This is a genomic window from Flavobacterium sp. GSA192, from assembly GCF_006386525.1.
GTDB classification, from domain to species: Bacteria; Bacteroidota; Bacteroidia; order Flavobacteriales; family Flavobacteriaceae; genus Flavobacterium; species Flavobacterium commune.
The window spans coordinates 247,697-263,958 of record NZ_VAHC01000005.1; the positions used below are offsets into that span (position 1 = coordinate 247,697).

The following is a 16,262-nucleotide window of genomic DNA, read 5'->3' on the forward strand; positions in this document are numbered from 1 at the left end:
AGTTAGTTACTTCAAAATTCTCAAAACCAAGATTTAGTTTTACTTTTGTATAAAATTATTTTCTTTGAAAACCAAACTCTTCCTCATTACACCGCCTTTTACCCAACTGAATACGCCGTATCCGGCAACGGCTTATATAAAGGGCTTTTTGAATACTAAAAATATAGAATCAGTACAGGCAGATTTGGGGATTGAGGTGATTTTGAAGATTTTTTCAAAAGAAGGACTTCAGGATTTGTTTAAAGTTGGAGGTTTCAAGTTTAAGGTTGGAGATGTTTCAGATAATTCCAAAAGAATTATAGCTTTACAAGACGAATACATTAAAACGATTGATTCGGTTATTGCTTTTTTGCAAGGAAAAAATCCAACTTTGGCTTTGCAAATTTGTCAGGACAGTTATTTGCCTGAAGCCTCTCGTTTTGCTCAGTTGGAAGAATTGGATTGGGCTTTCGGAACGATGGGGACTCAGGATAAGGCAAAGCATTTGGCGACATTATATCTCGAAGATATCTCCGATTTTATTGTCGAATGTGTGGATGCTAATTTTGGTTTCAGCCGTTATGCTGAACGTTTGGGGCGAAGTGCGAATTCATTTGATGAGTTGTACCAAGCCATACAGCAAGAACCTACCTATATAGATAACATTCTTTTTTCGATTCTGAAAGAACGTATTGAAACTGTTAAACCAACATTTTTTTTGATTTCAGTTCCGTTTCCCGGGAATTTATATTCGGCTTTTCGATGTGCACAATGGGTGAAAGAACATCATCCCGAAATCAAGATCTCGATGGGAGGCGGTTTCCCAAATACCGAATTACGTTCGCTTTCGGATGCCCGCGTTTTTGAGTTTTTTGATTTTATTACTTTGGATGATGGTGAAGTTCCAATTGAAGAAATTATAAATACTGTCACTTCGAGTGGAGTAGAGAAGCAATATAAAAGGACTTTTTTATTAGAGAATGGAGAAGTTGTTTATAAAAATAATTCTACGAAATCAGATTACAAACAGTCGCAGGTAGGTACTCCGGATTATTCCGATTTATTATTAGATAAATACATTTCGGTAATCGAAATTGTGAATCCCATGCACCGTATGTGGAGCGATGGGCGCTGGAATAAACTTACTATGGCGCATGGATGTTATTGGGGGAAATGTACTTTTTGTGATATTTCGTTAGATTATATTAAGGTGTACGAACCCGTAGCTGCCAGTTTGCTTTGTGATAGAATGGAAGAGATGATTACTCAAACGGGTGAAAATGGATTTCATTTTGTAGATGAAGCGGCACCACCAGCTTTGATGCGTGCTTTGGCTCTTGAAATTCTTCGAAGAAAATTGTCAGTCACTTGGTGGACGAACATTCGATTCGAAAAAAGTTTTACTCAGGATTTAGCCTTATTATTGAAGGCTTCGGGTTGTATTGCTGTTTCGGGCGGACTTGAAGTGGCCTCGGATCGTTTGTTAAAATTGATTGACAAAGGTGTAACGGTGGAACAGGTGGCACGTGTAACCCGTAATTTTACCGAAGCCGGAATTATGGTTCATGCTTATTTGATGTATGGTTATCCTACGCAAACCGTTCAGGAAACAGTAGATAGTCTCGAAATGGTGCGTCAATTATTTGAAGCGGGAATTTTGCAATCAGGATTTTGGCATCAATTTGCCATGACAGCGCATAGTCCGGTAGGTATGTATCCGGAGAAATTTGGCGTGGTAAAAGAAACCGAAACTATTGGGACTTTTGCCAATAATGATATTAATTATAAGGATTTAACAGGGATTGACCATGATAAATTCAGTTTCGGTTTAAAGAAATCATTGTTTAATTATATGCACGGAATCTGTTTTGACTATGAATTGCAGGAATGGTTTGATTTTAAAATTCCGAAAACAAAAATTCATCCCGATTTTATTTTTAATGCTTTAGAGTCTGATGTTGATTTTAATATAAAACCAAATGCAAAAGTAGTTTGGATCGGGGGGAAACCATCAGTTGAGCATTTTATGAAGACTAAGAAAGGGAATTCCTGGGAAATGATGAGTTTGACTTTTCATGATAAAAAAGAAAGTTTTACAATTCAAACCAATAGAGGGGAAGGGGAATGGTTAGTAACAATATTGGAAAAGATTACAGTTTTTAACACTAAAATATATTCCTTTCAAGAGTTAAAAGCCGATTTTGAGTTAAATTTAGAAGATTTTGAATTGTTTTGGTATTCTAAGCCTATAAATTCACTACGGGAATTTGGGCTTTTAATTTTATGATAGATGAGTTGCTAACATCTTTTTATAATGAAAAACCTCCTTTTGGGAGGTTTTGTTGTTTTTTAATGTTTTTGTTGCGGAATTATCAAGCAGTATTTTTATGTTTGTATTGATTAACCCCCTATTTTTTTAGGGGGTAGTTTTGTTTTTACTTGGTTTTATATTGAGTTTTTGGTGTTTTTTTAGCTTGTTTTTGTTTTTTAGTCTGTTTTTTGAGGGTGTTTGTGTTTTTTATCATGAGAATAATCATTTTTTTGCTATCGAAAAATAAGGAAAATGTATTTTTTTTTAATTGAATCCCGATTTTTGATAATTCGACGCTAAAAACGGCAAAAAGTTATATTATTTTATTTTTGTAAAAATAAAAGTTGATAAATTTGCTTCAACAAAAAGGAATAAAACTTGTTAAATATTGAGAATAATATGTTAATATTCCTTTTTGAGTAAAAATAATTTAAATAACCAAAACAAATTAAAACATGAAAAAAGTAATTTTTATTTTAGCTTTAGCGCTGACAGGAAGCATGACATTTGCACAAGACACCCCATTAGAAATTTCAGGTTCTGCTGATGTTTACTACAAATATGATTTTTCTAAATTCTCTAATTCTAACGGTGCAGGAGGTGGACCAATTACAAGTTTTGGAACAGATCAGAATTCAGTGTCTTTGGGGATGATTGACATTGCTTTGAAAAAAACAACGGGTAAAACTTCTTTCGTGGGTGAAGTTTCTTTTGGACCAAGAGGACAAAATCAATCAATTCCGGATGTAAGTGGACAATCATTCAATATTCAAAACTTATATGTTACTTATGCTGCTACAGATAAGTTAAGTTTTACAGCGGGTTACATGGGAACTTTTATAGGATATGAGGTGATTTCTCCAGTGGCAAATTTCCATTATTCAACTTCTTATCTGTTTACTAATGGACCATTCCAAAATGCGGGGATTAAAGCGAATTATGCAATCTCAGATAAAGTTGGCTTAATGGTAGGAGGTTTTAATAGTTCTTGGAATTTTTATTCATCTGACCCAATGAAAGGGTTAAATGCTATTGGAGCTCAATTGTCTTTTGCACCAACAGAAGGTGTAAGTGCTTATCTGAACTTTATGGATGGTTCTGAAAGTGGTACTATTGTGGACTTAACAGCTACTTTCCAATTGTCTGAAAAATTCAAATTAGGTTTAAACTCTGCTGATTTTTCTAATGGAAGCGATGTTGGTTATACAGGTATAGCTTTATATCCATCGATAGCAGTAACGGATAACTTTGGATTAGGATTACGTGGTGAATATTTTAAATTCAAAGAAAATTCAGGAGATACTTCTGTAACAGCTTTCACATTATCAGCTAATTTAAAAGCAGGTGGGTTAACAGTTATTCCTGAATTCAGATTGGATTCTGGTAAAGATGATTTGTTTGTTGACTCTGATTTTGCTCCAACTAAATCATTTTCTCAAGCTTCTATCGCTTTAGTTTATGGCTTCTAAGAATTGTCAAAATTCGAAATACAATAAATGATAATTTTTTTTTTTGCTGCCAAGGTTCATTTAATGAATCTTGGCAGTTTTTTATTGTCGATTTATTGTGTAGCTAAAAGTTGTTTGGTTTTGCTGTGTTAATCTGCCAAAGGAAAGATTAGTTTAATTAATGGCAAAAAATAAAACGCATACATTTGCTTTGGGACAAGAAATTGGTATTGTAAAGCTTCATAATACCAATTTATAATTACCAAATAGTCAGATTTTTTTGGTATAATGCTGATATAATATAAATATAGTCCAATTTTTATTGGACTATATTGAATACATAATCGTTATAATTGATTTGGTGCGATTTAGGAATAAAAAAAGTTCTTTGAGAAATTTCTCAAAGAACTTTTTTTGGCTTCAACTAAGATTTGTTTATTGTTTTAAATAAATAGAATAAATGGTGTTGATAGTGTTTTGATCTAAAACAGCATTGGCTTCTTCTGGTATATAGTGTAGTTTGAACGCTGTGATTGCTGCACTTAAGTTTTTTGTGTTGTAGCCAATAATTTGCAGTGCCAATTCGGCATTAAAATCAAAAGGGGCTAAGGGAAGTTCGTCGTCTTTCCATACTCCGAATCCGTTTTCGGCCAAGGTTTTCCAAGGGAATAAGCCGCTTGGGTCTTTTTTTCGACTAGGAGCAATATCAGAATGACCAATTATGTTTTGAGCAGGAATATTGTAGTCTTTCTTCAATTTGCTCAAAAGAGCCATCAAGCTGGTAATTTGAGCTTCAGAAAAAGGTTCGCTACCATTGTTGTCTAATTCAATTCCTATGGAAGAAGAATTAATATCAGTGTTTTTTCCCCACGAACTTACTCCGGCGTGCCAGGCGCGTAAATAATCGTTTAGCATGTGAACTACATGTCCGTCATCGGCAATTACATAATGTGCACTTACCTGGGTGCTGGTTTTAGTAAAGGTTTTAATTGTTTGCTGAAGTGAGTCCTGTGCAGTGTGGTGGATAATAATAAAATTAGGTTTTCTAAGATTGAAATTGACGGTACTTATCCATTCTGTGTATATGTTATTACTTAATTGTGTTGAGCCCACTTTGAAGATACTATCTTTAAAAGTATATAATTGTTTGCTGTAAACGCTATCGATACTTATAATTGTTTTGTTAACTACAGGTAAAGGTTCGGGGTCTTTAGCTGAAATTTGATCTTTGAAAGATTTTAGTTTTGTATCGTATTCTTTCTCGCTTTTTTTATAAGGATTAGTCGAGCATGATGCAATGATTAATGCAAAAATTAAATAGCTAAGATGTTTGTTCATTTTGAATCTATTTTTATTAAAAAAAAGGAAAACTATTCGTCTTCCTTTTTTGATTTTTTCTTTTTCTCTTTCTCTTTTTTGTTATTTCCGCCTTCTTCTTTTAGAGCTTTGTATTTTTGTCTTTGCTCTTCGTTTAAGTATTCGTTTACTTTTCTTTCGTTTATTTCAAAAAGAGCTTTTATTTCGTTAGACTTTTCTTGTTGACTCAATTTTTCGTCTTTCATTATTGCTGTTTGCGACTTTATAATGTCGGTATAAACATTTCCAATAGCAATAGTTTGCAATTCGTCAAGGTTTAATTGAGGTTTTAGTTTTTCCATTATCTTAGCAACCGTTACTTCAACCGGAATTTCTTTTGGTTTCATATCGGCTTGATTCATTTGGCTCATGCTATTTCTACCCATTCCATAACCACCATATCCGTTACCGTATCCGTTTCCGTAACCATATTGTGCAAAAGCTGTATTAAAGGATATAGTTATAAACGCTAATACAAAGAAAAATTGTGTCTTGTTCATAATTGTTTTTTTTAGATAACTAAAATTATTTTTTATGCGGGTTCTCCATAAAGGTCAAATTCTGTTGCATCTATAATTTTAATCATAGCAAAATCGCCTGTTTTTAAATAATATTTTGAAGCGTCAATTAGTACTTCATTGTCAACATCCGGGCTGTCAAATTCGGTGCGACCAACAAAGTGTCCGCCTTCTTTTCTGTCAATGATACATTTGAATGTTTGTCCAATTTTTTCCTGATTCAAATCCCATGAAATCTGCGATTGTAATTCCATGATTTCATTGGCACGATCTTGTTTGACATCATCCGGAACATCATCTTCTAATAAATAAGCATGTGTGTTTTCTTCGTGAGAATAGGCAAAACATCCCATGCGGTCAAATTTCATTTCCTGAACAAAATCTTTCAAAATTTCGAAATCTTCCTGAGTTTCTCCCGGATAACCAACTATTAATGTTGTTCTGATGGCCATTCCCGGAACTGCTGCTCTAAAGTCTTTTAATAATTGAGTTGTTTTAGCCTGTGTGGTTCCACGACGCATCGATTTCAAAATAGAATCAGAAATATGTTGTAGCGGAATGTCAATATAATTGCAAATTTTAGGTTCGCGTTTCATTAAGTCCAATACATCCATTGGGAAACCGGTAGGGAAGGCATAATGCAAACGAATCCATTCGATTCCTTCTACTTTTGCCAATGCCTCTAATAATTCGGCAAGGTTGCGTTTTTTATAAATATCAAGACCATAGTAAGTTAAGTCCTGAGCAATCAAAATCAATTCTTTTACCCCATCTCGGGCTAAACCTTCGGCTTCTTTTACTAATTTTTCAATAGGTTGCGAAACGTGTGCACCACGCATAATTGGAATAGCGCAAAAACTACAAGGTCTGTCACAACCTTCGGCAATTTTTAAATAAGCATAATTTTTAGGGGTTGTTGTTAAACGCTCACCTAATAATTCATGTTTGTAATCTGCTCCCAAAGCTTTTAATAATTGGGGCAATTCGGTAGTTCCAAAAAACTGATCCACATTTGGGATTTCTTTTTCTAAATCAGGTCGGTATCGCTCTGACAAACATCCGGTTACGAAAACTTTGTCAACCAGGCCTTTTTCTTTCTTGTCGGCATATTCTAAAATCATATTTACCGATTCTGCTTTTGCATTATCAATAAATCCGCAAGTATTGATTACGATAATATTTCCTTCCTGATCAACTGGTGCTTCGTGTTCTACTTCTTTTCCGTTGGCGCGAAGTTGTCCCATTAATACCTCACTATCGTATATGTTTTTTGAACACCCTAAGGTAATTACGTTTATTTTGTTCTTTTTTAAAGACTTGGTTCTCATATCATTGTGTCCCGATTGTTCGGGAGGAGTGCAAAATTACGTTTTTTTATTCAAATTGTCCCGATAGCTATCGGGATTGTTTCGATTTAGCTGTTTTTTTGTAGTTGCATTAAAATTTGGAATTGTAATTTTTTAAAAGAAATTGTTTTTTACAGCTAAAAAATAACCGTCTTGTTTGTGAAAAGACAAGACGGTTATTTTTAGATTGTTTTTCTAGTAATTATAATTCAAATAACAGTGTTAAGGAAACCGTGTTGTTGATTGAGTTTATTTTGGTTACGTCAGTTAAGCCTTGGTTAGGTGTTTGCCCTTGGTTAATAAACTGGTATGAATTTCTTTTTGCATAAGCGTAAGATAAATCTGCTCTGGTTCCTCCAAAATTATACCCCAAACCAGCTGAATAGCCATTTAAGTCACCAATAGTTATTTTATTTTCATAAGGACTTTCTTCAAAACGATAACCGGCTCTAAGACTAAGTTTTTCAATTTTGTATTCTCCTCCTATTCTAACTTCGTTAGTCTTGGAGAGAGCTCTGTCCATTGCGTTATTTAAAACTTGGTAGTGACTGTCATATTCAGGTTTGAACTTCGTGTTACCATAATTTTTATAACTATAATCAATGCTTATGAGTCCTGTTTTTCCAAATACATAGGCAAAACTTGCTGTTAATTTTCCTGGAGTTTGTAATTTATAAGGTGCATAAACATTAGGTCTTGGATCAGCAACATCGGGTTCTAACGAACCAGATAAATTAGCACTTACTGCGATTAAAGTTTGGGTTAATTTATCATTCAATTTGTACCATGTTGGTGATTCATAAGATAAACCTACTCGTGCTTCATTAGTTATTTTTCCAATGATTCCAAGTTGGAATGAAAAACCAGAACCATAAGTATATAAATCATTGTTGAATTGAACTTTGTTTACTCTATAACTTGTAGGTTCTAGGGGGTTATCATTGTCTTCATAAAAAACAGATGATTGAGTGTAATCTACAAAATGAGAGTTCAAGTTAATCCCTATGAAAAATTTATCATTGCAAGAAGCTGCTGCGTTAAAAGATAGTTTTCCGTTGTAACCATTAGTAATAACTGTGTTTTCTTGATAATAATTACCTCCTTCAGTAACATTTGAAATGTATTCGTTGGGATTAGGGTCGTTATTTGCTGGGTCGATAATAAAGGTATCATAGGCTAATAAAGCCTGTTGAGCTGCGTAGTCTAAATTTTCGTAATTTGAATTTTGAAAGCTGTTTAAAGGAATACCATTTGCATAGTTTAAAAAATAATTCCCAATTGAATTTGTTGGGTTGATTCCAAAAGAACCAATAGTATTGTCAAAGTTGTTTTTGTTATCATAATTTATGGCTAAAGAAAACTTGTTCCACCCTTCATTGTTTCTGTTGTTGTTATTATTAAAAACAAATACTAATCCAGCTTGATTAAAGTCGAAAGAATTTTCTTTCTCTGTATTTGTAGAGCCAAAATAATTAGAATTATTTTTAGTATTAGTGTTGCTTGCAGTTATTCCCATTTGGTTGTTTGCAAATATAGCTGAACCAGCGGGATTTACATTTAATGAAGATAAGTCACCACCCAAAGCACCAAAAGCTCCACTCATTGCCCTGAAACGAGCTGTTCCGTTTAGGTTTTCTAGACTGTATCGAACTGCGTCACTAATTTCTTGAGATTGTACGGTGCTAATAGAAAGTCCAGATAGTATTAAAAATAGATATTTTTTCATTTTAATGATTTTTATGTTGTAAACTACTGTTGCTTATCTTCTACTTCCTCCTCCTGATGATCTACCGCTACTGCTGCCTCCGCCATAAGATCTGCTGCCGCTGTCTCCGCCGTAGGAAGGAGTACTGTATGATCTTGAAGGGGTGTTGTAACTTTCGTTTCTTGAATAATTACTGTTTTGTTGTTGTCTAGAATTGTTGTTTTGAGTTGGAGTGGAGCTCCTTCTCGTTGTAGTACTTTCGGTTCTATTTGGGCTGTTGTATGTTCTAGGATTTGTAAATGTAGGAGTCCTGCTAGTTCCTGTTCTGCTTGTAGAGTATGTTCTATTTGTGGAATACGTTCTGTCTGTAGAATAGCTTCTAGATGAATTTACTGCAGTAGACCCTCTTCTGCTTGGTGCGTATGAGGAATAGCTGCTTCTATATGGACGATTATAGTAGTAGTAATTATTGTTATAGCCGTAATATGGATAATTCCATCCCCAATTATTCCAGCCAAATCCATAATTCATACCCCAATTATTCCAACCCCAGTTGTTCCATCCCCAATTATTCCATCCAAATCCGTAATTCATGCCCCAGTAGTTATTCCAACCCCAATTATTCCAGCCAAAACCAGAATTCATTCCCCAATAATCAGGATAAACATTAATTATAGTTCCGGTTTGGTTGTTGCCCCAACCTGCATAACTTGAAGGTAAATTATTGTCAGCTGAATCGAAATCACTGTATTTGTCAATATCGGTAAAAACTTCAGGAGTTTCACTTTCTGTTTGTAGTGAGTTGAAATAATCTTTATAATAATTGCCTGAGGCAGTGTTTGTTTCTGTATTTCTGTTGTTTGAAGCGCCGTATATACCATCGGTTTCGTAATAGGAACTATTTTGATAAGAACCACAAGAAACCATAAAAAGGCTTAGTAATCCAATGTAGAGATAATTTTGCACTTCTTTGGATGAAAAAATATTAGTTTTCATATCTGTTAGGTTTTTTATTGTTGCACATTACAAAAATAGTTAGTTTTGCCAAACTATTTAGTTAAATAAAACAAAACAAAATTTGTGCCAAACTATTCAATATGAGTAAGAACCTTACTACACGATCAGAAGATTATTCAAAATGGTATAATGAGCTGGTTGTAAAGGCTGATTTAGCCGAAAATTCAGGAGTTAGAGGCTGTATGGTTATTAAACCTTATGGTTATGCGATTTGGGAAAAAATGCAAGCCGAGTTAGATAGAATGTTTAAGGAAACAGGACATCAAAATGCTTATTTTCCTCTGTTTGTTCCTAAAAGCATGTTTGAAGCCGAGGAGAAAAATGCCGAAGGTTTTGCTAAAGAATGTGCCGTGGTTACACATTATAGATTGAAAAATGATCCTGACAGACCAGGAAAATTAATGGTTGACCCAAATGCTAAGCTGGAAGAGGAACTTATTGTTCGTCCTACAAGTGAGGCAATTATTTGGTCAACTTATAAAGGGTGGGTGCAATCCTATAGAGATTTACCTTTGTTGATTAATCAATGGGCTAATGTGGTTCGATGGGAAATGCGTACTCGTTTGTTTTTAAGGACAGCCGAATTTTTATGGCAGGAGGGACATACGGCTCATGCAACAAGAAAGGAAGCGATTGAGGAATCAGAGAAGATGATGAATGTTTATGCTGATTTTGTTCAAAATTTCATGGCGATTCCGGTTGTTAAAGGATTGAAAACCGAAACAGAGCGTTTTGCCGGTGCTGAAGAAACTTATTGTATTGAGGCTTTGATGCAGGATGGAAAAGCTCTTCAGGCAGGAACTTCGCACTTTTTGGGACAAAATTTCGCTGAAGCATTTGATGTGAAGTTTGCTAATGCCGAAGGAAAACAGGAATATGTATGGGGAACTTCCTGGGGAGTTTCTACCCGATTGATGGGGGCTTTGGTGATGACGCATTCTGATGATCAGGGATTAGTATTGCCTCCTAATTTAGCACCAATACAAGTAGTTATTGTTCCTATATATAAGACAGATGAGCAATTAGCTCAAATTACAGAGGAAGTAGAGAAATTGATGGCAGATTTGCGAAAACTTCGTATTTCGGTTAAGTTTGATGATAGGACTACGCAAAAGCCAGGTTTTAAATTTGCTGAATGGGAATTGAAAGGGGTTCCTGTTAGGATAGCTGTTGGTCCAAAAGATCTTGAAAATGGAACTTATGAAGTAGCAAGAAGGGATACTTTGACAAAAGAAGTGAAGTCTAAAGAAGGAATTGCGACTTTTATAAGTGATTTATTGGATCAAATCCAGGCAGATTTATTTAACAAGGCATTTAATTACAGAGAAACTCATATTACCGAAGTAAATAGTTTTGAAGAGTTTAAAGATGTTTTGGAGAATAAAGGAGGTTTTGTATCAGCACATTGGGATGGAACTGCGGCTACAGAAGAGAAGATTAAAGAGTTGACTAAGGCAACGATAAGATGTATTCCTTTGGATGGAGTTGAGGAGTCGGGAAGCTGTGTGTTTACTGGGAATCCTTCCGGAAGAAGAGTGTTTTTTGCAAAGGCATATTAAAAAAATATATTTTTTTTGAGTTAGCTATTGTGCAATTAAAAAACAGTTGTATCTTTGCAACCGCAATACAGAAATGCACAGCATAATGTAGCGCAATGGTCCGTTCGTCTATCGGTTAGGACGCCAGGTTTTCATCCTGGTAAGGGGGGTTCGATTCCCCCACGGACTACAAATGAAATATTGAAAATATCTTTCCTAAACTTTTTTAAAAGGAAAAATGGTCCGTTCGTCTATCGGTTAGGACGCCAGGTTTTCATCCTGGTAAGGGGGGTTCGATTCCCCCACGGACTACAAGTTTCTAGAAGGTAGAAAACTTAACTAACTTAGAGGAATAATTGGTCCGTTCGTCTAGGGGTTAGGACGCCAGGTTTTCATCCTGGTAACAGGGGTTCGATTCCCCTACGGACTACAGAATTAGTTGTGAAATAGTTTTATGAAATAAATAGCAAGTGTCTCTGGTGTTTATTTTATTAGTTAAAACCAAAGTGATTTCATTGTGTTTAATGTAATTGTGGGAGGTTTTTCTTTTTTAGCTAATAGTTAAAATAATTATTACAATTAAAAAAAAAGTCAAAATGGCAAATCATAAGTCAGCTTTAAAAAGAATTAGAAGCAACGAGAAAAAAAGAGTATTAAACAGATACCAACACAAAACTACACGTAACGCCATTAAAGCTTTGCGTTTAGCTACTGATAAAGCGGATGCTACTGCTAAATTATCAAGTGTAATTTCAATGATTGATAAGTTAGCTAAAAAGAATGTTATTCATGATAATAAAGCTTCTAACTTAAAATCAAAATTAACTAAATTTGTTGCTAAATTGTAATTTTACAATTTTAAGATATAAAGAAACCTCGAAGAAATTCGAGGTTTTTTTATGGGTTATTTTTTTTTTTTTTTTTTTTTATTTATTATTCTGCTGCTTAGAGTTGTATTTTAGATTCTAAATACGTTAGCATATTTGTGGTTATTGGTTTTGAAAGGAAATCAATAACCATTGGGTATTTTTTAGACTTTTCGTGGTCTTCAGGGTCTATTGTAGAAGATAAAACCACGATCTTGGTTGAGTTTACTTCTGCGTATTTATCGGTGCTGAAATTGTCCAGAAATTCCCAGCCATCCATAATAGGCATGTTTAGGTCTAGAAATATTAATTGAGGTAATTCTTTTGTTGCTTCTTTATTGATAATTGAGTTGAAGTATTCCAGTGCTTCTTCGCCGTTTTTAGCAGTAATAATAGTATTCGAAAAAGAGGCTTTGCTGATTACTTTTTTACATAACATAAGTGTTATTGGGTCGTCATCGACACATAGAATTAAATCTAACATGTTTTATTTGCTTTTAAATGTTAATGTAAATGTGGTTCCTTTGTTTACCTGGCTTTCGATATTGATGGTTCCTTTCATGGCTTCAACTTGCGATTTTACTAAGTAGAGTCCTAGTCCTTTGCTGTCAGGGTAATCGTGGAATCTCTGGTATAAGCCAAAAATTTTGTCTTTGTTTCTATTTAAATCAATACCTATTCCGTTATCTTTGAAAATGAGTTCTACGGTATTTCCGCTTTGTTGTGCTATTATGGTGATTTTTAAAGTTCTGTCGGTGGCTCTGTATTTTAGAGAGTTTGTGAGTAAGTTTAGCAAAATGCTTTCCATGTATGCTTTGTTGCTGTTAAGAACACTTACGTTTTCAATGTCTAATTTTAAGTATGGCTTAATTATTTCAATTTGATTGGATAATTGGCTGAAAACATTTTCGAAAACCTCTTTGAGTGAAATGTTTTCTTTTTCAATAGAGGTGTTGTCTTTAATTATCATGACTTTTGTTAAGTCTTCGATAGTTTCGTTTAATAAATGGGTTGATTTGCTAAAACCGTTGACAATCTCGTTTAGTTCAGGGTCTTCAATTTCAATGTCTTCAATTAGATTTAGTAATCCGGTTAAGTTAGACATTGGTGCTCTCAGATTGTGAGAGGTGATATAAGAGAATTGTTTTAGGTCCTTATTGTTTTGTGTAAGTTCTTTAATGAGTTGTTCTTTTTCTTTTTCCTGATTTTTTTCTTCGGTTACATCTCTTTGAATGGATACCCAGTGAGATAATTCGTTTTCAGAATTGTAAATAGGAATCATTGTAAAACGTAACCAGAATTCGGTTTTGTCTTTTTTATAGCATCTTATTTCAAGTAAACCTTCTTCCTTGTTTTGAATTATTTGTATTATTTTCTTAATAACACTCAATTCGGTGTTGGGACCTTTAAGGATATCAAGAGAATTGTTGATTATTTCTTCTGGTTGATATCCTGTCATTTGGGTAAATGCGGGGTTGGTGTAGATTATTTTTGGTAGTAATTTTTCGTTAAAAGTAGCTTCGGTAATTACTATGGATTCTTTGGTTTGTAAAATTACGGTTTCCAGTAATTTTAGTCTGAGTTCTTCTTCTTTTTGTTTGGTAACATCTTGGAGTGCTCCTATCATTCTGACGGCTTTTCCATTTTCATCTTTTAAAAGGAAACCTCGGTCTAATACGTATTTATAGGTGTTGTCTGCGCATTTAAACCGGTATTCATCTTGCCATTTTTCGGTTTTTTGTTCTATAAACGAATAGAGTCTTATTGACATTTTTATACTGTCTTCCGGATGGATGTTTCCAAACCACCAACTCGAACTGTCTCCAACCTGATCTTCTTCGTATCCAAAAATAGCTTTTATTCCTTTGCTCCAAATCATTTTGTCTTCCTGAATTTTCCAGTCCCAAATGGTATCACTTGTAGCTTTGGCAACAATGTCATACTTCTCATTTGATTCTTTTATTTCATTGTTGGTGTTTTCTAATTGTTCAAAAATTGTTTTGTTTTTGCTTTCGTTTTTAGATAATACATATTTAAAAGCAAATCCGGTTAAGAGGATCAAAAAGAAATCTTTGAAAAGGTTGAAAATGAGGTAATCTTCCTGGTTGAGGTATAAAGAGGTAATTTTATAAAGAAAAACCGCCAAAATTGAGGCAATAAGGATATATATTGTTGTTATTTGGGTGGTTTTATTTTTCATTAATCAAATATAATTAATAATTGTTAATAGCAAAATATCTATGAAAACTTATTTTTATTCGAAAATGATCCAGTCATGCTGTTAAATGTAAGTAAATTGTAAAGTGTTTGAGAAATATTTTTTATATCAAAATAAAGTGTACCTTTGCAGCCATTAAAAATCACAGATGGAAGCTATTAGAAACATTGCAATTATTGCCCACGTCGATCACGGTAAAACCACTTTGGTTGATAAAATTATGTATCATTGTCAGTTATTTCGTGACAACGAAAATACTGGAGATTTGATCCTTGATAACAACGACTTAGAGCGAGAAAGAGGTATTACCATTACTTCTAAAAACGTATCGGTTTCTTATAAAGGAACAAAAATTAATATTATTGATACTCCTGGTCACGCCGATTTTGGTGGAGAGGTAGAGCGTGTTTTGAACATGGCTGACGGAGTGTGTCTTTTGGTTGATGCCTTTGAAGGACCAATGCCACAAACGCGTTTTGTATTACAAAAAGCGATTGATTTAGGATTAAAACCTTGTGTTGTTATCAATAAAGTAGATAAAGAAAACTGTACTCCGGAAGAAGTACACGAAAAAGTTTTCGACTTAATGTTTGAATTAGGTGCTACTGAAGAACAATTAGATTTCCCTGCTGTTTACGGTTCGGCTAAAAACAACTGGATGTCTGATGATTGGAGAAATCAAACAGAAAACATTGAGCCATTATTGGACATGGTAATTGCTAATGTACCAGCTCCTAAGGTTTCTGAAGGAACGCCACAAATGTTGATTACTTCTTTAGACTTTTCTTCTTTTACGGGTCGTATCGCTATCGGTCGTTTGGAAAGAGGTGTTTTAAAAGAAGGTATGCCAATTTCTTTGGTAAAAAGAGATGGAAAAATCATCAAATCAAGAATTAAAGAATTACATACTTTTGAAGGCCTTGGACGTAAAAAAGTAGAAGAAGTTATAGCTGGTGATATTTGTGCGGTTGTAGGTGTTGAAGGTTTTGAAATTGGTGATACTATTGCTGATTTTGAAAATCCGGAAGCTTTACAAACTATCGCTATTGATGAGCCTACAATGAGCATGTTGTTTACTATTAACGATTCACCTTTCTTTGGTAAAGAAGGTAAATTTGTTACTTCCAGACATATTCGTGAGCGTTTGACAAAAGAATTAGAGAAAAACTTAGCGATGAGAGTTGCTGAAACTGATTCTGCTGATAAATTCATGGTTTTTGGTCGTGGTGTATTGCACTTGTCTGTTCTTATTGAAACAATGAGAAGAGAAGGCTATGAGTTACAAATTGGTCAGCCACAAGTTATTATCAAAGAAGTTGATGGTGTAAAATGTGAGCCAATTGAGGAATTAACTATCGATTTACCGGAAAATCTTTCAGGTAGAGCAGTAGAATTTGTTTCTATCCGTAAAGGAGAAATGCTTTCTATGGAAGGTAAAGGAGAGCGTATGATTGTTAAATTCAACATTCCATCTCGTGGAATTATTGGATTGAGAAATCAATTGCTTACTGCTACTGCTGGTGAAGCTATTATGGCACACCGTTTCATTGGATACGAACCATACAAAGGAGAAATTCCTGGACGTAACAATGGTTCATTAATCTCTATGGAAAATGGAAAAGCAATTCCTTATTCTATCGATAAATTACAAGATCGTGGTAAATTCTTTGTTGATCCTAACGAAGATATTTACGAAGGACAAGTAATTGGTGAAAACACTCGTAGTGATGATATGACTGTTAACGTTACTAAAACGAAAAAACTGTCTAACGTTCGTTCTTCAGGAGCTGATGATAAAGCAAGAATTATTCCTGCTATCAAATTCTCTTTAGAAGAAGCTTTAGAATATATTCAAAAAGATGAGTATGTTGAAGTTACTCCAAAATCACTTCGTTTAAGAAAGATTTACTTATCTGAAACTGATAGAAAAAGATTTAAAATCTAATTTTTTAAATTCCAA

General features: G+C 34.1%; 12 protein-coding genes and 3 tRNA genes. 8 read left to right on the forward strand and 7 right to left on the reverse strand.

What is annotated here, in order from left to right:
* Nucleotides 1–64 precede the first annotated feature (64 nt).
* A complete protein-coding gene (locus tag FDM27_RS12050; protein ID WP_140486779.1) occupies nt 65–2,266 on the forward strand; it encodes a B12-binding domain-containing radical SAM protein in 2,202 nt (733 codons plus the stop codon).
* 479 nt (nt 2,267–2,745) lie between these two features.
* Nucleotides 2,746–3,759, forward strand: coding sequence for a porin (locus tag FDM27_RS12055; RefSeq protein WP_140486781.1), 1,014 nt, complete (start codon nt 2,746–2,748; stop codon nt 3,757–3,759).
* Between the two features lie 414 nt (nt 3,760–4,173).
* Here the strand turns inward: FDM27_RS12055 and FDM27_RS12060 are convergent, their stop codons facing one another.
* The 5 genes from FDM27_RS12060 to FDM27_RS12080 all read right to left on the reverse strand — a co-directional run bounded on the left by FDM27_RS12060 (nt 4,174) and on the right by FDM27_RS12080 (nt 9,659).
* Nucleotides 4,174–5,076, reverse strand: coding sequence for an N-acetylmuramoyl-L-alanine amidase (locus FDM27_RS12060; protein WP_071183442.1), 903 nt, complete (start codon nt 5,074–5,076; stop codon nt 4,174–4,176).
* Nucleotides 5,077–5,108: 32 nt separating this feature from the next.
* Nucleotides 5,109–5,594, reverse strand: a complete 486-nt coding sequence (locus tag FDM27_RS12065) for a hypothetical protein (RefSeq protein ID WP_071183441.1) — start codon at nt 5,592–5,594, stop codon at nt 5,109–5,111.
* 32 nt (nt 5,595–5,626) lie between these two features.
* Nucleotides 5,627–6,940, reverse strand: a complete 1,314-nt coding sequence (rimO, locus tag FDM27_RS12070; protein WP_140486783.1) for a 30S ribosomal protein S12 methylthiotransferase RimO — start codon at nt 6,938–6,940, stop codon at nt 5,627–5,629.
* Between the two features lie 220 nt (nt 6,941–7,160).
* Nucleotides 7,161–8,684, reverse strand: coding sequence for an OmpP1/FadL family transporter (locus FDM27_RS12075; RefSeq protein ID WP_140486786.1), 1,524 nt, complete (start codon nt 8,682–8,684; stop codon nt 7,161–7,163).
* 33 nt (nt 8,685–8,717) lie between these two features.
* Entirely contained in the window at nt 8,718–9,659 is a 942-nt protein-coding gene (locus tag FDM27_RS12080; protein ID WP_140486788.1) for a hypothetical protein, read from the reverse strand.
* A 101-nt stretch (nt 9,660–9,760) separates the two neighbouring features.
* On the opposite strand from FDM27_RS12080, the gene proS reads away from it, so the two are divergent.
* The 5 genes from proS (at nt 9,761) to rpsT (ending at nt 12,066) form a co-directional block, all read left to right on the forward strand.
* The gene (gene proS, locus FDM27_RS12085) at nt 9,761–11,239 is read left to right on the forward strand and encodes a proline--tRNA ligase (RefSeq protein ID WP_071183437.1); all 1,479 of its coding nucleotides are present in this window, start codon (nt 9,761–9,763) and stop codon (nt 11,237–11,239) included.
* 97 nt (nt 11,240–11,336) lie between these two features.
* Nucleotides 11,337–11,408 (forward strand) — tRNA-Glu (locus tag FDM27_RS12090).
* A 50-nt stretch (nt 11,409–11,458) separates the two neighbouring features.
* Nucleotides 11,459–11,530: transfer RNA gene (locus tag FDM27_RS12095), tRNA-Glu, on the forward strand.
* Nucleotides 11,531–11,576: 46 nt separating this feature from the next.
* A tRNA-Glu gene (locus tag FDM27_RS12100) sits at nt 11,577–11,648 on the forward strand.
* A 166-nt stretch (nt 11,649–11,814) separates the two neighbouring features.
* Nucleotides 11,815–12,066: a 30S ribosomal protein S20 gene (gene rpsT, locus FDM27_RS12105; protein ID WP_071183436.1), complete on the forward strand. Its 252-nt coding sequence runs from the start codon at nt 11,815–11,817 to the stop codon at nt 12,064–12,066.
* 97 nt (nt 12,067–12,163) lie between these two features.
* Here rpsT and FDM27_RS12110 read toward each other — a convergent pair whose 3' ends face one another.
* Together FDM27_RS12110 and FDM27_RS12115 are read right to left on the reverse strand one after the other, a co-directional pair.
* The gene (locus tag FDM27_RS12110) at nt 12,164–12,568 is read right to left on the reverse strand and encodes a response regulator (protein ID WP_071183435.1); all 405 of its coding nucleotides are present in this window, start codon (nt 12,566–12,568) and stop codon (nt 12,164–12,166) included.
* A gap of 3 nt (nt 12,569–12,571) precedes the next feature.
* Nucleotides 12,572–14,284, reverse strand: a complete 1,713-nt coding sequence (locus FDM27_RS12115; protein WP_140486790.1) for a PAS domain-containing sensor histidine kinase — start codon at nt 14,282–14,284, stop codon at nt 12,572–12,574.
* Between the two features lie 166 nt (nt 14,285–14,450).
* Between FDM27_RS12115 and typA the strand changes: the two genes are divergently transcribed.
* On the forward strand, nt 14,451–16,247 hold the full coding sequence (gene typA, locus FDM27_RS12120; protein WP_071183433.1) for a translational GTPase TypA: 1,797 nt from the start codon (nt 14,451–14,453) through the stop codon (nt 16,245–16,247).
* Nucleotides 16,248–16,262 lie beyond the last annotated feature (15 nt).